The sequence below is a fragment of the Gimesia sp. genome, from assembly GCF_040219335.1.
Classification (GTDB): Bacteria; Planctomycetota; Planctomycetia; order Planctomycetales; family Planctomycetaceae; genus Gimesia.
On record NZ_JAVJSQ010000029.1, the window covers coordinates 477,287 to 496,436 of the forward strand.

Consider the following 19,150-nt stretch of genomic DNA (forward strand, 5'->3'; position numbering starts at 1 on the left):
AGGCGGTTCCACGATTCTAATCGTGGGACCGCCTTTTTTATGCAATTTGGTTGATAGGTTGGGGCGGAAATCACCGCCTGATTGCACTGTCTCAGCGGACTGAGTATATTCGCAGGCTGGTTAGAATTATCTTTAGAAACAGCAGGAACTATTACATCATGTCTGATCAATTGAGCAAGCGTATTTTCGCCGAATTAGAGAGTCTCGTTCTGATCGATCCTCATACCCATATTAATCCCCATGCAGCCGCCTCAACTACGCTGGCCGATATCATGGGATATCATTATTACACTGAACTGGCCCATTCTGCTGGACTTCCTAAGGAGCAGATTGAAGAGCCGGGACTGGATCCAAAAGAAAAAGTCGGTCGACTGGTCAAGCAACTGGGGGATCTGGATAACACCATTCAGCTCAGCTGGCTGTTGGATATCTGTAGTGAATTCTTCGGTTTTGAAGAGGAAGCGATCACCGAATCTAACTGGGAAAAACTTTACGACACTGCTGCCGAAAAGATGGCACAGCCGGACTGGGAACAGCAGGTTCTCAAGCAAAGTGGTCTTGAGCAGGTCTTCCTGACGAACGATTTCGACGATCCATTAGAGGGCTTCGACACGAATCTGTATATCCCCTGTCTGCGTACAGATGATCTGGTGTTCCACTTAGGCAAAAGCGAAACACGCAAACGCCTGGCAATAGCCACAAACCTGGATATCGGTTGCGCCCACACACTCCGCGATGCAATCGCCAATTTGTTTGAGCATTTCACATCCCGAGGCGCCCGCGCCTGTGCAATCTCACTGCCTCCCGATTTCTCTCCGACAGCAGTCATGCCTGAAGAAGCGGATGCCGTCGTGCGCTCGCTGTATGCAGGTAATGAGCTGAGCTGTGATGAATCGAAACTGCTCAGCCAGTATGTATTCTGGACCCTGGCTGAGTATTGTGCCGTCCACAACCTGCCTTTCGATCTGATGATCGGTGTCAATCGCCGGGTTTATGAAGCGGGCGTTTACCAGGGGCAGGACCTGTACGACAAACGGACTTCACTGATTCAGTATAAAGAACTGTTCAATGCCTTCCCCAATGTGACTTTTCCGGTCTCAGTCCTGACCAGTACCAGCAACCAGGAACTGGTCAGCTACAGCTGGATTTTCCCTAACGTCGTCATCAATGGACACTGGTGGTATTCAAATACACCTGCGTTCATTACGTTTGACTGTAAAAGCCGGCTGGAAGCCGTCCCCAAAACCAAGCAGATCGGTTACTACAGCGACATGTACAAGCTGGAATTCGCACTCCCGAAATTCCGCATGTATCGTCGCGTTCTGGCGAATGTGCTGGCCAGTGACTTTGTGATCGGCCGCAGCTGGTCAGAAGAGCGGGCCATCGAACTCGGCAAGCTGGTTCTGAGAGGGAACGTTGAGACCATTTTTGGTCGTTAATCGGCCAGAGGGGAATCAGACGGTGATTGCATCGAGGGCTGGATCATTTTAAAATAAGGATCAGATCCCTTTTTTATCATATCATTTATCGTTTCGTCACAAGGGCTTCATTTATGGCGACTCTAGTCATGCTACAGGCGGGCCAGGCGGTCTCTTATTCCCTTTCGGGTGATGAGATGGTGATTGGCAGGCATCCTGACTGCCAGATCCAGCTTGATTCCAATATGGTTTCCCGTCGACATGCTCAGGTTGTCGGTGATGGCGATCAGTTTTTCGTTGAAGACCTGGGCAGTGGAAACGGGACTTTCGTCAATGGTAAGAAGATTGACGGAAGGACCCTACTGGCACATGAAGATCGTCTGAAAGTCGGTCCCATTCTGTTCCGCTTCGAAGCAGATAACAAAGCGGGCGGAAAAAAGTCCTCGGCCATGATGCAGGTCGAGAGCGGCTTTGATATCGGTTTTGCTACTGATGAAGATGGTGGCGCCGGTGCCACTATTATGGGGGCGGTATCCGGAGTCGGTGGATTCGGGGGGCTCGATGTGCGTCCCGAGGCCAAGCTGAAGGCGGTCATTGAGATCAGTCGTAGTCTGGCAGGAACCGTCGATCTGGAAAAGCTGCTGCCCCAGATCCTGACGACGCTGTTTCATATCTTCCCCGCTGCCGACCGCGGCTGTATCCTGCTCAAGGATGAAGAGTCAGGAGAGATGGTTCCCCGTGCGTTCAAGCATCGTCGCGAAGGCGAAGATGCAACTGTCAAGCTGAGTCGGACAATTGTAAATAAAGTGCTCGAGGAGAAAACTGGTATTCTGTCGGCCGATGCCGCCAGTGATTCCCAGTTTGATGCCAGTGAGTCAATTTCGAATCTGTCGATTCGTTCCATGATGTGTGTTCCGATGCTGGGGCTGTCGGAAGAGCCGATCGGGATTATCAACATAGATACGCAGAACCCGCTGCAGCAGTTTCAGGAAGAAGATCTGGACCTGCTGATGTCCGTTGCAGGCCAGGCGGCTCTTTCCTATGAAGGGGCCCGGCTGATGAACTCCTATCTGGAGAAACAAAAGCAGGACAACGAGATGAACATCGCTCGCGGGGTACAGCAGGGGTTGTTGCCCAGTTCGGTACCGGAAGTGGACGGGTATGAGTTCTTCGCGTCCTATCATTCCGCACAGGCCGTGGGTGGTGACTATTATGACATCTTCGAACTGCCGGATGGAAAGATCGGTCTCTCCTTCGGCGATGTTGCCGGTAAAGGGGTCCCCGGGGCAATGATCATGGCTCGTATGTCGAGCTGCGTGCAGCACACAATGCGGTTTCTGCATGAAGTCGGACCCGCGGTGGAGGCAATTAACGACCACATGTGCGACAGTGCTGTCGAGGGACGTTTTGTGACCTACGTGCTGGCTATTCTGGATCCCCAGACGCATCACATTTCGCTGGTCAACGCAGGGCATATGTCACCCATGATTCTGAAGCCGGATGGTTCGATCGATGAGTTTCCTGAAGACAGTATCGGCGTTCCGATTGGTGTGATGGAAGGCTTTCCGTTTGAAGTGGTCGAACGGGATCTGGCACCAGGCGAGATTGTGGTTCTGTTTACTGACGGCGTAGATGAAGCGATGAATCCGGAAGGGGAGTTGTATACCCTGGACCGGATGCGGGAATTCATCAAGGCCAATCGTGAAAAGAATGCTGCTGAACTGGGGCAGGCACTGCTGGCCGATGTCCGCCGGCATGCGAATGGTCGCCCCCAGAATGACGACATTACCATCATGACTTTCGGGCGTGTTTCCTGAAAGTGAAATTTCCAGTCACCCAGTCTATGGCCTCATCATGTCCGCCAGTCTGTTTATGCAAAATAACGGCAGTTCGTCCAGGCTGGAGATAACGGGCGACCAGATGACGCTTGGTCGTCATCCGGACTGTGATATCTGTCTCAAGTCAAATACGGTTTCGCGTTATCATGCGAGAATCTCTGTGCTTGATGAGGAACGATTCGAACTGGAAGATCTGGGAAGTGGTAACGGCACGTTTGTGAACAACCAGCCGGTCAATGATCCGGTGCTGTTACAGTCCGGAGATCAGATTTCGATAGGTCCCTTTCTGCTGGAATTCTCCAGTGATGCCGAGTACGAGGCCGAGCAGCATGAGGGGCTCTTGACCGCATACGGTTTGATTCCTTCTTTGAAGAATGTCTCCGTGAAGCCACCAGCAGTCGATAAGAGTACGATCCTGCGGTCCAGCGGTTCGAATGGCGATTTTGATCAATACCAGGTCAAACCAGAAATCAAGCTGAAGGCGATCCTGGAGATCAGCCGTACGATTGCGACGGCTTCTGACTTGGATATGATGGCCGAACGGGTTCTTGAGGGGTTGTTTCATATTTTTCCGGCAGCAGATCGGGGCTGTATTTTACTGCATGACAGAAACAATCAACGGTTTCTGCCTAAAGCGGTTCGCCATCGCAGGGATGACGATCAGGAAGCGCTACAGCTCAGCCGCACTGTTCTCAAAGCGGTCATCGATAATAAAACCGGGGTGCTTTCTGCCGATGCGGCGAATGATGAACGCTTTGAAAAAAGTGAATCCGTTTCGACACTCACGATCCGCTCGATTCTGTGTGCTCCGATGCTGGGATTAGACGGGAGTGTGATTGGAATCATCAACCTTGATACTCAGCTGGCAGGGCAGATGTTTTCCAATGATGACCTGGAGCTCCTGATGGTTATCGCCAGCCAGACGGCACTTTCGTATGAAAGTGCCCGGTTGATGATCTCGCATGTGGAAAAGCAGCGTTACGATAACGAAATGGAAATAGCGGCCCGTGTCCAGAAAGGTCTGCTGCCAGCAAAAATTCCTGAAGTTCCCGGCTATGAATTTTTCGTGTCATACGAAGCAGCTCGGGCTGTTGGCGGCGACTACTATGACCTGATCCAGACCGAGGATGATCTCGTCTGGTTTGCATTGGGGGATGTGGCCGGTAAAGGAGTCCCCGCTTCGCTGGTGATGTCCCGAGTCTGCAGTGCGGTACGCAGTACTGTTGAGTTTGTTCCCGATGTTGCCGATGCAGTGCACCGTGTAAATCATCACATTGATGAGGCAGCCCATGATGGTCGCTTTATCACGTTTATTCTGGGGCAAATCAGACTCAACCGGGATCTGGTTACTTTCGTCAACGCGGGACATCTGGAACCGCTGTTGCTGCAGGCTGATGGGTCGCTTCGTGAACTTTCAGCCGATCAGCCAAGTATTCCGCTGGGGGTGATGGATGACTACGAATACGAGGCTTTGACCCATGTGTTGCAGCCGGGAGAACAATTGATTCTCTATACCGATGGTGTCACAGAAGCGATGAATGAGGACCGAGAAATGTTCGGAATCGAACGACTCAAGTCTGCGATACTGGAGTCAGCAGCGAGTCCCGCTGAGCTAGGCCCCCAGATTCTACAGGCCGTAAAACAGTTTGTCGGTCAGCACGAACAGTATGACGATCTCACGCTGGTGATCATCGGTAAGTCTGCCGCGCAATGAAAAAGGTGGGAAGCGAATAAATCACATCCCACCTGCAGGTTAGACCTTATTTGTTTTGAGATCAGAGCGAAATATCTGTTGGTTCAGCAACCTTGCGATAGCCCATACTGTGGAGGACTTCCAGTACTTCACTCCAAGTAGGGAACTGCCGACCGCTGCGTCGTTTGTAATCATCCATGGCTTTCATGAAATCGATTTCCTGTTCGCTGTAGTCGCGTTCGCAGGTGGTTGGATCGATCTGGCGGCGACGCTCAATTTTCCGCTCATCCACAACGCCATGCTTCTCATGAATGGTACCTTTGCTGCCGGAAACTCTACGATTAACACGACGACGGTCAACAACCAGTTCAGAGGGGGGATCGAGTTGATTTACCATATTCAATTTCAGCTTTCTTTGAGGGAGTTCAATTACCTGAGGCTTTCACATATACACCAGTGTTGAGAAAAAGGTCCGATACAAAAGGACTCCCATTCATTCTCACACAATCCGTTCATATGCTTTGGGGAAGAATTTCTCCACGATTCCAAAATAGTTCTGGCCCGAGTCGGAAAGTGGAGCTAACTTACTCAATTATTCCCACCAAAATCCGGATTGGGAGATTTGTTTAAAATAATTAACACCGATAAGCATGATCGACCATGCCGATTGAGTAGTCATCCCGATTATGAGGATTATCGGGCAGCTCCTGCCGTGCTTTGTTCAGAATTGTGTACAGAGTTGAGATTGCTCACCGTCTCGGTGAGAGTGATCCCAGACCGATGACGATCCGGACCTGTGTTTTTTGCAGTCCTGCCGCCAGAAAGACTCCATCAAATGATTCCAGCAGGCTTTTGAGCCCTGCCAGCTTGCTTTTACCCTTCGCCAGATCACTGTCTTGCTGTCTTGAGAGTTGTTCCGCCAGAAAATCGGAATTCTGCTCGATAAAAGTGCGAATCGAAGAAATGTTCAGGAAGCAGAGCTGTTTCTCTTCCTGGAAAAAAGTCTCCTTCCAGGATTGAAACAGGGGAAGTGCTGCAAGACTGTCCTCGGACTTCAAGGTGAAAAACTCACGGACGAGATCCGGGGAACTGGCCAGGACCAGCTGTTGATCACTGATGCCATAAGCGGGCTGGTACGGTCCCAGGTGGTCGATCCAGCGTAGATGATATAAATCATGATCTTCCACCTTGAGAATCGCTGGTTCATCCTTGTGCTTCGCATCCGTATTGTGCTGGACAAGCACGCTGTTCATCAGGAAGTGGGCTACATTCTCGAGAGCCAGATGATAACTGGATTTTTCTGATGAGGATGATGCATTCTCAGGAGGAGAGAGCTGCATGGCGATCAGACCGTCGAATGAGATCGCATCGAAGGACAGTTGCTGGCGGGGAACCGAATAAAACAGGACGTTAGGCCCCAGGGCACTGGCAATATCGGTAATCGGATCCAGACCTCCCAGCAGGCCAACACTGGCCGCATGAATTTTTTTCCACTTTTCCGGGTGTTTCTGGGCATAGAAATCAACAAACTTTTGCGTCAACAACTGCAGGTTCAACTGGCCAGCCATCACCGCCAGGGCCTTCTGTGGAATCAGCGTGTAGGGATCCGGAGTGCTGGCTGAAGTCTGCAGAATATTGAGCAGCGGCAGATCGATCACTTCGGAATTGAACAAAATCACGGTCTCCAGGGCGAGTGTGTTTTTCAGATGCAGACCTGCGATCAGTGCACCGGTTTTCTGCCACCAGTTAACAATTCCCTGTTCGACTTCATTGCGCGGAGGTTTGATAAATTCATCCCAGGCCCGTGGGTTCAGGAAGGCGGAACCTGTGGCATCATCGGCGAGCACTGCACGCGCTCGCTGGTACATCTTGAGATTGTAGAGGCAGTTCTGCTCCTTAAGAGGTTTCCCCTCCTGCAAAGCGGCAAAGAGTGCGACACTGGAGTGGAGCAGGTTCTCATTTTCAGAGAGAATCAGAGTTTGTTCCAGAAACGTATAATGGATCCCAGCAGAAGCGTTTTCGGCATCCTCTGTTTGTTGGCTGGCAGTAAAGCAGGGAATATCAAGATGAGTTGATTCCGTCACTTTAACGCCTGTCTTTTGAAACCAGTCTGCAAACAGAGCACGGGTTGCAGCGGGATCCTTAACATCGGTTAATAGCAATATGGAGGGATTCTGATCCGGGCCGTTATTAAATACTGCCAGGCCAACCGATTCTCCGAAGAGATCCCGTAGCAGGGGAAGTAACGGGCGTTGAGTCAATGTTTCCAACTGAGTGAGGCCCTGTTTCAGGTTTTTCACATCCTGGCTGCGAAGCCAGTGCTGGAAGACCTCTGTCTCACGAAAGCGAGATGCGAGCTGGGAATGCAGGAACTGCTTTATATGTTGATCCAGCTGTGTGGCTTCAAGATACAGCCCCGCTTTCTGGTCGACGAGTTGACTGAGTGGCCTGGCTGCGAAGGCTGTATGGGCGGAAAGACAACAGAGTAGACTCAGGAGGAGGGCTGGCACGAACCGAAGTGTGGTCAAGCGTCTGCAATTGACTAATGGATTTGGTTTCATGGACTGTATTCCTGATGAGACTCTGCGCGAATTGAAAAGAATCAAATTTTCGTTGATGACTCGGGGACGGAATGAATTATAAAGTTCCAGGCGTGATTGAACTGATCTTTAATGGGTTGCATTTCTGAATTGATATCATCAACCCAGTTGGATTCAGAAGGAAGCGTATCTACAGACTGAGGGGCCGACGGTGAAACCGGGACCAGGGTGACAGCCTCCGACATCGCTCCGGCTGTACTTTGGGCAAGTCCCCACGAAGCAGCGCCTGCATTTTTCAGCAGCTGATTCAGATCGTGCGGAGCGGTGGGCTGTTTAGCTGCAGGCTCGGGAGTCGAAGGGCTGGTAGCTACCGGGATGCCGGTTTCCTTTTCTGATCGATTAGTGAAAAACGGAATCACAATCGCCGTCAGCAAGCCGGCGGCCGCCAGACTGGTCCAGATCCAGGAAGTGGAAAGACGATGAGGACGGGCGATTATCTCTGTGCTCACAGATGGCAGGTCACTATTGCCCGATGTGTCAGTAAACTGGGCCAGCACCGCATCAACCAGATCAATCTCAGGCATGGTCTGTTCCCATACGGGGAGTGCCTGTTCCAGGATGAGAAAATCTTCCCAGAGCCGCTGATGTTCCGGGGAAAGTGCGGACTGTTTTTCCAGTTGGGAACGTTGATCGAAGCACTGTGATTCGATCATGGATTCCAGTTTCGATTGATATTCAACGAGATTCATGTCTGACCTCTGGTACGATTCCACGTTGTCTCAAGGTAGATGCCAGTTCCTGACGGGATCGGTGTAGCCAGGTTTTGATGGTCCCTTCCGGACGTTCCAGCACTTCTCCAATCTCCTGACAACTTAAATTTTCCTGGTGAAACAGAATAAAGCAGGTACGGTGGTTTTCCCGCAACTGACTGATGGCATTTTGAAGTTCTTCTCCCAGATCCTGCAACTCTTCAGACGACTGACTGACGGCCAGTTCCGATGCAAATTCAGCAGGAACGGGGCGACGGGACCGTTGACTGAGGAAAGTCCGACAACGATTGGCAGCGATCGTCAGTAACCAGGGCTTTAAAGTCCTGGTCGGATCCCACTGATGCAGGCTGCGAAAGGCGCGGACGAAGACTTCCTGAGCCACATCCTCCGCGTCCTGGCGATGCCCCAGCATCCGATAGCACAAACCAAAGATGGAACTCTGAAACCGTGCTACGAACGCGCGCATCTCCGCTGTATTACCTTCCAGGCAACTTTGGACCAGTACCGCATCTTCTTCGTTCACGGAAAAATCCCGTTTCGACTTGCACAACAACAGAATTCGGAATCAGAACTTCATTCGATTTCACTAACTATACCAGTTTTCTGCTGTGGGAGTTTCAGAGGAGGTTAAAAATTCGGTCCGGTTTTCGTCAGGGGGCCAGGCGAAGCAAAAAGGGATTGCAGCATACTGACAGTGAGTAGTGATCATATGGATGTGTGTGGTGTGTGCCTGATTTTTTAGACGCTACTATTCTAGGTTTATCGATCTTATTAGCTTGAAATTGTTCAAGTAGTCGAATGTGCGGGTTATTGTGAGGTCTAAGTCCCTATCTGAAAAACCTTTAAATCTGAAAGTTGACAACCTTCGATAAGCATCCGAAACTTATTATATATCATTTAATAATATGTTCTAAATTAACGGTTTATTATTAAAAGATATGTTTTATTAATCTGTATTTTTAAGGATGTTCAAAATGAGGCACTTGAGAACCTTCCCCGGAAAGCGTGGATTTACGTTGATTGAGTTACTGGTGGTTATCGCGATTATTGCCATTCTGATTGCGCTGTTGTTACCAGCCGTGCAGCAGGCTCGTGAGGCAGCCCGACGGAGTACATGTAAGAACAGTGTGAAACAGATTGCCTTGGCAATGCATAACTACCACGAAACCCACGGCTGCTTTCCCTACGCTCACATGGCACATTATTCAGGGTATCCTCAATACTGCCATAATCGGGATACTTGGTTTCACCGTCTACTGCCTTTCGTTGATCAGGCACCCATGTATAATCAATATGAAGGCGATTGTGCGAATGTGTCGGCCAGCACCAGTAACCATGTCCACAATATTTCGAGCAGCAAGGTATTTGTCAAAACGGCGTTGCCGGTTTTCATGTGTCCTTCTGATATTGGACCTGCTTTTGCTGAGAATTCTGGTGTGCGTTGGGGAGGAAATTACCTTGCCTGTATAGGTTGGGCAAATAATCGTTCTACTGGCACGGACAATGGGATGTTCGGTCAGAATACCAAGACTCGATTTAGGGATGTGAAAGACGGGACTTCGAATACGATGATGCTCAGCGAGTCTGTGCAACGCGTAGAGGTTCCCAGTGGTTTTTCCTGGGGATGCCCGGGTTGTTATTGGATTGGAGGGGCTCACGGTGAAGTGACATTCACTGCATACGAAACCCCTAATACTAAGGCAGCCGATCAGAATTATCTCTGTAAGTCGACTACCGATGTGAATGCACCCTGTGTGACTAATCAAACAGACCGTTGGAATTATGCACGCAGTCAACATGTAGGTGGTGTACACGTTGGAATGGCTGATGGTGCCGTTCGTTTTATTTCTAACAATATTGATCTCAATAACTATCGAGCTCTGTCAACGCGTTCGGGGCATGAAGTGGTGGGTGAGTTTTAATCGTCTCTAGTTAAGGAATTCTGTCTGCCCCGACAGAGTTAGTGCGAGGCAGGCAGAGCTTACAGGAAAAAGTCAATGAAAACAGTTGCGTATTATCTGATGTTGGCCTGCACTGCAGGTGTGCTTGCTGGATGTGGCGGTGGTGAGTCAGGACCGACTAATTATCCTGTCTCTGGTAAAGTAACCGTAGATGGAGAACCTCTGGCAGAAGGGGATATTATTTTCCGCGATGCAGAGGGGAAAGCGACCAGTGGTGCTGGCAAGATTGAAGAGGGGGCATTCTCATTTGAAACCGTTGCGGGTAAAAAAGCTGTTGTGATTACTGCTACACGTGAGATTCCCGGTAAGACCGTGGCTGGTGGCGCTCCCGGGGAGCCAGCAGTACCTGCCGTGGAGCAGTATCTGCCTGCGGAGTATAATGAGAAGACCACACTGGAAGCTGAAGTCAGCGAGTCCGGGCCAAATGAATTTACTTTCGAATTGAAGACTAAAGCAGAGTAATCCCTGCTGTCATGGCAGGGGCAAGTGTCACCTCTGTCTGAGCTTTAGTTAAACGTAAAAAAAGCCGCACCTGCCTGGTGTGGCTTTTTTATTGATACTGGCCCAGAGCGAATCTGATTCGGTAGATCAGTTATTTCTGAATGCATTCCCGAGCGAGGATGCGAGCCTGCTTGAAAGCATGTTTGATGGTATAGGCGCGCGCCTCGACCTGCTCTTCGGTATAATATTTACCGTGATCACTGGCAGGGAGTCCTGCAAGTGACAGGGTCAACGGCAGTAGATCGAGAAATTCACGATAACGACGCTGGATATCATTGCTGGCACTGGCTGAGTCATTCACTGAAAGTATCTCCCTTTGGAATTCGTCCTGGTTCGCATAGTCTTGTAAACCTGCTTAATGATTCTGATTTTCCCAAACAGGAATCAGAAAAGCAATGGGCAGTTCGCAGAATGACGCATTCTCAAGCGGAAACGGAGGTCAATATACCTATAAAAAGAGAGATGAGAACTGAAAGCTCAGCGTCTCATCTCTGATCTGACTGGATTCTGGTTGAAGCTTCAGAGTGGGTTATTCTTTATTCTTCAGCCCGGTTTCCTCAGGTTTTGGTAGAGTCACTGGTGGGAGATCAGGGACACCTGATTGCCCTTGTTCCCCCTGTTGTTCCTGGGGTTGTTGAGGTGGCTGCTGCGGGTAACCCTGTGGCGGCATCTGGTATTGTTGAGGGTATGCCGGCATGGGTTGTTGTGGATATCCCTGCTGCGGATAATACTGAGGCGGCATGGGATATGGATAAGGCATCTGCTGCGGGGGATAACCATAAGGTTGCTGTGGGTAACCCTGCTGTTGGGCGGCCTGATCGTAGGCCTGCTGAGCCTGCTGCTGTTGCTCTGCAGTCAGGATCTGGGTGTCTCCTTCATAGACCCCGGGAGCATCAGGTGTATCTGTCGCAGGTGCAGCTTCACTTTCAGTGGCTTCTGGCTCTACTTTAGCCTCTCTGGTTTCCTCTTTATGAACGGGGATATCGAAGACCGTATCGGAGCCGGTGAGGATATCACTTCCCGGAGCTGCTCCCGCTGGAGCCTCTTTCGCATCCGGACTGTGTGAGATTACAATTTCAAAGTCCAGCTTGCCTACCTGGATTTTGTCTCCATGTGACAGTTGAACTTCACCTTTGATGCGTTTGCCGTTGACCAGTGTCCCGTTGGTGCTGCCGAAATCTCGCAAGCGTACGCTGTATTCATCGACCGTAAAGACGCAATGGTGACGACTGACCATATCACTGTTAGGTCGTAGATGGCAATCTTCTTCACGCCCAATGAGGAATTTTTTACCCTTAATGGGAATCTGTTTGCCATCATGGCGACCGCCAATGACTTTCAGAGAAAGCTGTAACATAAATCATTCACTCCGTGGGTGCCCGCAGAACGTGTTAATGTTCTGGATTGTGGAATGGCGATAACACGCACCATTCTAACTCAGGTGACTTGTTTTCATTTTGACAGAAGAAAGGAGACAGGAATCGAAAATGAACAAGAAACAGAAATGAGTGAAAAACTTCTCGTCAATAAATGGAAGGAGCAAATAACAATGCCCTTTTGGCCCGCATTGTGTGGTTTGTCTCACTTCATCGTAAGCAAAGATCCACTACTTCTTTCCGTTACACACAATTTTTAAACTGCTGAAAGAAAATAAAATAAGAGCTTTATATATGTAACGCTATCAGGGATTTGACGGTATGTCAACAAGTATCAATCCTGCATCCAATACGTAAATAATTTATTAATAACGTATCGATTTTGTTTGATTTTAGTAACTGCTGAATTCTCAACCGCTAAACCTGTTTTTTGCGGCTGGTCCAACTGTCTTGTGAATATTTTTCTTTTTCCAGTGTACGGGCTCGCAGGGATTCTTCGTCAGTCAGGTTTCCAGACTGGAGCGGTAATTTTAATGCTGTCGAAATTGCCTGTGAGAAGTCTGAGGTGAGCGCGTTGAGAAATTCTTCACTGTAGCGACCGGGTTGCTCAACCAGATTCAAAAGTCCGGGAAATTCGGGAGCGTACTCTGAGGTCAACAGGAGCAGGCTGCCATGCTGAACGATGGCCCCTCGCCGGCGTCGCTGTGCACTCCCCAGTATTTTCTGGCCCTGGTACACCAGATCCCTTTCATCTCCACGTCCAAAACAGAGAAATGGTTCTGAGGCGGAACGGTATGTAATTCCCCGGAATTCTACATTCAGACCATGTGCCGCCAGTACTTCGATTAGAGGCTGGTGGATGGCGATATACAACTCTGGTGGTGATTTGGCGAGAGGGTGATTGGCGGGTACTGTAAATGAGTAAGTCAGCTCATGATGATGTAAAATCGCACCTCCGCCTGAAAGGCGACGGACACGAGGGAGTCCTTCCCAGGGCCCCTGTTGAGCGTCGTTGTCATTCTGCTGAAAGTAACCCAGAGAGATCGTTGCCTGATCCCAGCGGTACCAGCGTAGCGAGCAGACCTGGTCTGACACGGCTGATTCCAGCAGGGATTCATCCACAGCCATATTCCAGCTTCCCGGCTGGGGGGCTGGTTCATTGAGCAGTCGACAGTGATCTGGAAGAGGAGAAGCTGTCATGCCGGGAAGCAGTTCATTCAAGAATACAACAAGCGGGTCGTTTTGTTATTCCGACTCGCAGCATTGGAGAATTGGATTACGCGCCGCAACCACTTCGTCTGGTCGACTGACGTCTGTAGAGTGCGGAGCCTGATGGATGAACTCGGGATCTTCCTGCAGGATTTTAACAATCGTCTCAGCGAAGGCATCCAGAGTCTCTTTGGATTCTGTTTCGGTCGGCTCAACCATGATGGCTTCGGGCACTACCAGTGGGAAGTAGACTGTGGGAGCATGGAAACCAAAATCAAGCAGCCGCTTGGCGATGTCCATGGCTGTGATTCCATTGGCTGCTTTGCTTTTGGACGCGGAGGCCACGAACTCATGCATGCACAGATCACCGTTGGGAACAGGCAGTACGTCTTTGAGCAGGGCCTTGAGGTAATTCGCGTTCAAGACCGCATTTTCAGAAACCGCTTTTAATCCTGCTGCACCCAGTGTGCGCAGATAGCAGTAGCCCCGTACCAGAATGCCGATGTTGCCGTAGAAGGAGCGGACACGACCGATTGATTTGGGTGGTGTTACAAGCTGGTATGCTTCGCCTTCTTCAGCGGAAGTATCATGGCTGATGACGGGGCCGGGGAGGAAGTCGGCCAGGAAGTCACGAACGGCGATTGGACCGGAACCAGGTCCACCTGCTCCGTGAGGACCAGTGAAGGTTTTATGCACATTGAAATGCATCATGTCGCCGCCAAAGTCTCCCGGACGGGTATAGCCCAGGATCGCGTTCATATTGGCACCATCAATGTAGACCAGGCCGCCTACGTCGTGAACCATCTGAGCGATCTGTTTAATGTCTTTCTCGAACAGTCCCAGTGTGTTGGGGTTGGTGACCATGAAAACGGCGGTCTGATCATCCAGGTGTGATTTCAGATCTTCCAGGTCGACCAGTCCCTCTTTACTGCTGGCCAGCTGGACACAGTCAAAACCTGCGATTGCGGCACTGGCCGGGTTGGTGCCGTGAGCACTGTTGGGGAACAGAACCTTGGTTCGTTTTTCCCCTTTGTCCTCAAAGTAGGCTTTCGCTGTCAGCAGGGCAGTGAATTCTCCCTGGGCACCAGCGGCTGGCTGCAGGGAAACCGCAGGTAGTCCTGAGATTTCTGCCAGCATTTCCTGCATCTCATAAAGCAGACCGAGCATGCCCTGCAGGTCAGCCTGATTCTGGTAGGGATGCAGGTCGACGATTCCGGGCAGACTGGAAAGCCGTTCGTGTCGCTTGGGGTTGTATTTCATCGTACAACTGCCCAGCGGATAAAAGTGAGTGTCCACACACATGTTTAAGGTGGAGAGATTGACAAAGTGCCGAATCACGTCAGATTCGGTGACTTCAGGCAACCCTGTGGGTTCGGTGGCCAGTGCCTGCGCGGGAATCAGCTCTTCAAGCGGTTTAACTGGAACATCAGCAGCAGGAAACTGCGCACCGCGACGTCCGGGCTGAGAGAGAGCAAATAATGATTGAGTGGCCAGTTTGTTTCGCATGGTAGTAGTTATCGCTTCGAAATAATTGACGATTGAAACGGTGAACGCGGAGTCGAGCGTCGCGTTTATGCCTTGAGTGCGGTCACCAGGCGATCAATTTCTTCCCGGGTGCGCTGTTCTGTGATCGCTACCAGTACGGCGGTTTGATAGCTTTCTGGATTATTTTCAAAGGTAAAGCGGGAAAGCTCCGGTCCCAGATCGAAGCCTGCCTGACGCGCTTTTCGCAGCAGAAAGTCAGCTCCTTCCGAACAACTGACGGCAAACTCTTTGAAGAAGGGACGCACAGGAAAGAGCAGTTCAATACCTTCCACACTCGAAAGTTGGTCTGCTGCGTAGTGAGCTTTCTGGCAGGAAAGTTCAGCGACTTCCCGGATGCCCTGTTTACCCAGCAGGGAGAGATAGACGGCAGCCCGGATTGCAATCAGTCCCTGGTTACTGCAGATGTTACTGGTTGCTTTGTCGCGACGAATATGCTGCTCGCGTGCCTGGAGATTTAAAACATAACAGCGTTTACCGTTGCGGTCGACCGTCTGGCCAATCAGACGACCAGGCATGCGGCGGACGAATTTCTCACTGCAGGAGAACAGGCCCAGATAGGGGCCACCAAATTGCAGAGGAGTGCCCAGTGACTGACCTTCGGCGATCGCGATATCGGCTCCATAGTCGCCGGGACGACTCAGGATTCCAAGGCTGATTGGATCGTAGGAAACTACAGAGAGTGCTCCGTAGCGATGTGCGATCTCGGTCAGCTCAGCAGCTTCTTCCAGAGTACCGAAGAAGTTGGGATGTTGAATGACCAGGCAAGCGGTCTGATCATCCATGGCTGCGTCGACATCGGCAGGATCGACAGAACCGTCTTTGCAGGGAACGATCACCACTTCGCAGTTGAGGTGTTTCAGATAGGTTTCCACGACCTGTCGATATTCCGGGTGCAATGATCCAAGCAGGACAACCCGATTGTGTCGATTCGTGACCCGCATTGCCATGAAGGCGGCTTCACTGACACAAGTTCCCCCCTCGTACAGGCTCGCATTGGAAACGTCCATGCCAGTGAGCTGGCAGATCAGAGACTGGAATTCGAAGAAGGTCTGCAGGCTTCCCTGACTGGCTTCAGCCTGATAGGGAGTGTAAGCGGTGTAAAACTCACCCCGACGGGCAATTTCATCAACGGCTGCCGGCACAAAATGGTCATAGGCTCCACCGCCCAGCATGCAGACGCGGTCCGCGGGACCGACATTCTGACTGGCCAGTTTAGAGAAGTGCGCCTGCAGTTCCATTTCTGTCAGAGCAGGGGGGAGATCCAGAGGGCGATCCAGTCGCAGGTCTGATGGAATGGTTGAGAACAGGGCTTCCAGTGAGTTGACGCCGATGGTCTGCAGCATCTGTTGCTGCTGTTCTGGTGTGTTGAAGAGATAAGACACGGTTCACTCAATCATAAATGTAGAGGGTGATGATAGCTGAAGCTTCAGCCTGAGGGTTTATAGTAGGGCTGGATATATTGGTAATCTGTTTTTTCCAATTTGCCACGAAATCATGATCCGAAAGGCAGGCTGTCTATTTCAGCCTGCCGCAGTGGAATGCAGGAAGATTGCCGGTGGTGGAGCAACTCTCAGTGCGCTTCGGATTCGCAGAATTTTTTGTATTCGTCTGCATCCATGAATTGTTCGAGCTCAGCCGGGTTGGACATTTTGATTTTAGTAATCCAACCGGTGCCAAACGGATCGTCAGAAAGCGGAGCCTGATCATCAACCAGTGATTCGTTGACTTCTGCAATTTCTCCACTGACGGGTGAGTAGAGGTCACTGACTGCTTTAACGCTCTCGACTTCGCCGAAAACTTTTCCTGCTTCGCAGGTTGAGCCAACTGCTGGCAGGTCAATATAGACCAGGTCGGTTAACTGATTGACGGCGAAATCCGTGATTCCTACTGTTGCCAGTTCGCCTTCAACGCCGACCCATTCGTGAGTTTTTGTAAATTTTAAATTGGCCTGATCCATGATCGTAAAACCCTCTGTGTAAGTTCTTTTTCCCAGAAATTGAACAGCGGAAATCTGGAAAAAAGAGGTCAAAAAATCCCTGATATCTCTCTGTTGACGATACAGAGATTTGATCCATTTGAAAAGGATTCAGTGAGGGAAATTCTACGACTACTGAGGACTATCTTGTAGAGGCCACGGAAGAGTCTCACAGGTGAAACCTGCCGCAGGATGGTGATTTCCGAAGGTTGGATGGACACAGGCGACGGGCGCAAGCAGAACCGGTGAAAACCCTGTCCGCTGCGCTGCCTAGGATTCTTCGTGAGGATGCATGGTCTCTTCTTCGACCTTGTGGAGTTTTTCCAGTCGACGTGCGTGCCGGCCCCCCTCAAATTCTTCCTTAAGCCAGATTTCTACCATGCGATTGACAAGCCGGTCCCCCAGCAGGTCGGCTGAAAGGCAAAGAACGTTGGAATCGTTATGCAGGCGGCTCATTTGGGCAGTGATGTCGTCGTGACACGGTGTCGCCCGGACTCCCGGAAATTTGTTGGCTACGATGCACATGCCCATGCCGGTACCACAGATCAGAATTCCCCGATCTATGGACTTGTCGCCGATGGCTTTTGCCACTTTCACTGCGTAGTCAGGGTAGTCGACGCACTCTCCATCTTCCGGGCCATAATCGTAAGCGACATGTCCCAACTGGTTAAGGAGTGTGAGGATCTTGGCTTTGGTGGAGAATCCCCGGTGATCGCTGGCAACTGCAATTTTCATCGAAACTCTTTGATATTTGGATGATCAAAAAAAGAGAGCCCTCTGCACAGGCTCCATGCAACCTAATTGGATTATGGCAGGCTGCTGAGCTTAGGACGCCTGGCTAACAGGCTCGCTGGCCAGGCTGAGACTCTATTCACCGTGCGTGAAATGAGCTCGCGGGTGCAGAGTTAACAGTATCTTCATAAAGGTAAGGTTAATGATTACTAATCTATTATAGCAAGCGAGTGCCTGCTGCTGTTAGGTATATTTTGTCGTAAAAATGAGAACTCAGGCGGGTGGATATTCAGTCCGGTCAATTTTCACTCAGGGAGATGGAGTTGAGTGACAATCGTCTTTAAACAGTTTTCAATTTCTTGTTTACAGTCTACGTAGCACTGATAGCCACCACCGATCGGGTCTGAAATATCTTTCCCATTGGGTGAGAGCAATCTGACGGTTTCTGCCAGATCGGGGCGTTCCGCGAGAATCGCGGATCGATGCCCTTGTGTCATCGTATAAAGATGATCGGACTGGTCAAGTAGGCGTTCGGTCAGTGGTTGACTTTCATGAGCCTGAATATCAATGCCCTGTTCAGCCAGAATCGAGACTCCTTCGGGGCTGGGAGGGGCTCCCATTGCAGCTGCGAGTCCCGCTGAGGCGACAATATAGCCACGATCCGACAGTTCATCTTCCTGGCAGCCCAGTTTATCAGAGAGCAGTTTTCGGAACAGGCCTTCAGCCATCGGGCTTCTGCAGGTGTTTCCTGTGCAGACGAACAGATAGATTTCGCTGGAAAGTCGCTTCAGTGTTGTATCGGTGACGACGCCCGGTTGGAGAATGCTCCATTGATTGTCCTTGATAGAGACCAGGGTAGACTGATCTCCGAAGCGGGATGGGCCATCATCGATCACCAGGGCGATCTGGTCTCCGAACGCCTCAGTCACGGCGTCTGCTGTCTGCAAACGAGCGTCTTCATTGAGTAGAACCAGTGGTGAAGGAGAGAGCCGCATGGTCTGAAAAATAATCTCATGTGCCGGGGCACGCAGTCTGATACGCTCTGCAGGGCAGATCTGCTGCTGTACTTCAGTAGGCAACTCAGAGAACAGCGTGTCAGGACCGGGGCGATCGAGTTCCAGTACGACCGGGCCGGGCCAGCAGCGTTTTGAGAGTTTGCGGGCAATCGGAGGCATTTCCGGCAGATAATCCTGTGCTTCGTCAAAATCTTTGACACAGAGCACCAGCGGATCTGCATTCCCGGCAAGATCTTTAAGTTTTTGCATGCCATCCGGACTCAAAGCCTGTCCTGCAATGACATAAGCGGTTGCCGTTGGAAACGCAACTAATTCGCCTTTAGCAAGGTACTGGACTGCCAGATGGATCACATCACGGATATCGTCAGTCTGTTTTAAATTGATCCGTTCGGTCATTGAACAATTTAAGCCTTAGATTTTCTGCAGAAATTGTTTTGCGGCGCAATTCAACGGTCAAAAAAGTAAGATTTTCGATCCCGCGACGAATCACGATTCAGGTCTAACTGCTTAGGAAATACTGATTTGAATCTGTCCCAATGCACTTGATCATAACCGGCGCAATTCGATTGATCAAGC

17 protein-coding genes are annotated in these 19,150 nt (G+C 50.5%); 5 read left to right on the forward strand and 12 right to left on the reverse strand.

What is annotated here, in order from left to right; all coding sequences use genetic code 11:
• The first annotated feature begins 158 nt into the window (after nt 1-158).
• The 3 genes from RID21_RS23710 (at nt 159) to RID21_RS23720 (ending at nt 4,970) form a co-directional block, all read left to right on the forward strand.
• Nucleotides 159-1,439: a glucuronate isomerase gene (locus tag RID21_RS23710; protein WP_350193213.1), complete on the forward strand. Its 1,281-nt coding sequence runs from the start codon at nt 159-161 to the stop codon at nt 1,437-1,439.
• A gap of 113 nt (nt 1,440-1,552) precedes the next feature.
• Nucleotides 1,553-3,235 carry a SpoIIE family protein phosphatase gene (locus RID21_RS23715; RefSeq protein WP_350193215.1) on the forward strand — a complete coding sequence of 561 codons (1,683 nt, stop codon included), beginning with the start codon at nt 1,553-1,555 and terminating at the stop codon, nt 3,233-3,235.
• Between the two features lie 37 nt (nt 3,236-3,272).
• A complete protein-coding gene (locus RID21_RS23720) occupies nt 3,273-4,970 on the forward strand; it encodes a SpoIIE family protein phosphatase (RefSeq protein ID WP_350193217.1) in 1,698 nt (565 codons plus the stop codon).
• Between the two features lie 61 nt (nt 4,971-5,031).
• Here RID21_RS23720 and RID21_RS23725 read toward each other — a convergent pair whose 3' ends face one another.
• From RID21_RS23725 to RID21_RS23740, 4 genes are all read right to left on the reverse strand, one after another.
• Nucleotides 5,032-5,346, reverse strand: coding sequence for a hypothetical protein (locus RID21_RS23725; protein ID WP_350193219.1), 315 nt, complete (start codon nt 5,344-5,346; stop codon nt 5,032-5,034).
• A 352-nt stretch (nt 5,347-5,698) separates the two neighbouring features.
• Nucleotides 5,699-7,510, reverse strand: coding sequence for a DUF3352 domain-containing protein (locus tag RID21_RS23730; RefSeq protein WP_350193221.1), 1,812 nt, complete (start codon nt 7,508-7,510; stop codon nt 5,699-5,701).
• 41 nt (nt 7,511-7,551) lie between these two features.
• Nucleotides 7,552-8,238, reverse strand: a complete 687-nt coding sequence (locus tag RID21_RS23735; RefSeq protein ID WP_350193223.1) for a hypothetical protein — start codon at nt 8,236-8,238, stop codon at nt 7,552-7,554.
• Nucleotides 8,225-8,782: an RNA polymerase sigma factor gene (locus tag RID21_RS23740; protein ID WP_350193225.1), complete on the reverse strand. Its 558-nt coding sequence runs from the start codon at nt 8,780-8,782 to the stop codon at nt 8,225-8,227. Before RID21_RS23740 ends, RID21_RS23735 begins: the two co-directional genes overlap by 14 nt.
• Before the next feature lie 451 nt (nt 8,783-9,233).
• Here RID21_RS23740 and RID21_RS23745 point away from each other — a divergent pair, with 451 nt between their 5' ends.
• On the forward strand, nt 9,234-10,181 hold the full coding sequence (locus tag RID21_RS23745; RefSeq protein WP_350193227.1) for a DUF1559 domain-containing protein: 948 nt from the start codon (nt 9,234-9,236) through the stop codon (nt 10,179-10,181).
• Between the two features lie 75 nt (nt 10,182-10,256).
• Entirely contained in the window at nt 10,257-10,682 is a 426-nt protein-coding gene (locus tag RID21_RS23750) for a hypothetical protein (protein ID WP_155363799.1), read from the forward strand.
• Between the two features lie 130 nt (nt 10,683-10,812).
• On the opposite strand, the gene RID21_RS23755 is transcribed toward RID21_RS23750, so the two are convergent.
• The 8 genes from RID21_RS23755 to RID21_RS23790 form a co-directional block, all read right to left on the reverse strand.
• The gene (locus RID21_RS23755; RefSeq protein ID WP_145037406.1) at nt 10,813-11,022 is read right to left on the reverse strand and encodes a hypothetical protein; all 210 of its coding nucleotides are present in this window, start codon (nt 11,020-11,022) and stop codon (nt 10,813-10,815) included.
• 228 nt (nt 11,023-11,250) lie between these two features.
• Nucleotides 11,251-12,078, reverse strand: coding sequence for an FHA domain-containing protein (locus RID21_RS23760; protein WP_350193229.1), 828 nt, complete (start codon nt 12,076-12,078; stop codon nt 11,251-11,253).
• 436 nt (nt 12,079-12,514) lie between these two features.
• Nucleotides 12,515-13,297, reverse strand: a complete 783-nt coding sequence (locus RID21_RS23765; protein ID WP_350193231.1) for a lipoate--protein ligase family protein — start codon at nt 13,295-13,297, stop codon at nt 12,515-12,517.
• 45 nt (nt 13,298-13,342) lie between these two features.
• A complete protein-coding gene (gene gcvPB, locus RID21_RS23770) occupies nt 13,343-14,812 on the reverse strand; it encodes an aminomethyl-transferring glycine dehydrogenase subunit GcvPB (protein ID WP_350193233.1) in 1,470 nt (489 codons plus the stop codon).
• Nucleotides 14,813-14,877: 65 nt separating this feature from the next.
• Complete coding sequence (gene gcvPA / locus RID21_RS23775) at nt 14,878-16,233, reverse strand: aminomethyl-transferring glycine dehydrogenase subunit GcvPA (protein WP_350193235.1); 1,356 nt, start codon at nt 16,231-16,233, stop codon at nt 14,878-14,880.
• 188 nt (nt 16,234-16,421) lie between these two features.
• The gene (gcvH, locus tag RID21_RS23780; protein WP_145037415.1) at nt 16,422-16,808 is read right to left on the reverse strand and encodes a glycine cleavage system protein GcvH; all 387 of its coding nucleotides are present in this window, start codon (nt 16,806-16,808) and stop codon (nt 16,422-16,424) included.
• A 288-nt stretch (nt 16,809-17,096) separates the two neighbouring features.
• Nucleotides 17,097-17,561 carry a ribose 5-phosphate isomerase B gene (rpiB, locus tag RID21_RS23785; protein ID WP_350193237.1) on the reverse strand — a complete coding sequence of 155 codons (465 nt, stop codon included), beginning with the start codon at nt 17,559-17,561 and terminating at the stop codon, nt 17,097-17,099.
• Between the two features lie 302 nt (nt 17,562-17,863).
• Nucleotides 17,864-18,970, reverse strand: a complete 1,107-nt coding sequence (locus RID21_RS23790) for an arsenate reductase/protein-tyrosine-phosphatase family protein (protein WP_350193239.1) — start codon at nt 18,968-18,970, stop codon at nt 17,864-17,866.
• Nucleotides 18,971-19,150: the final 180 nt, after the last annotated feature.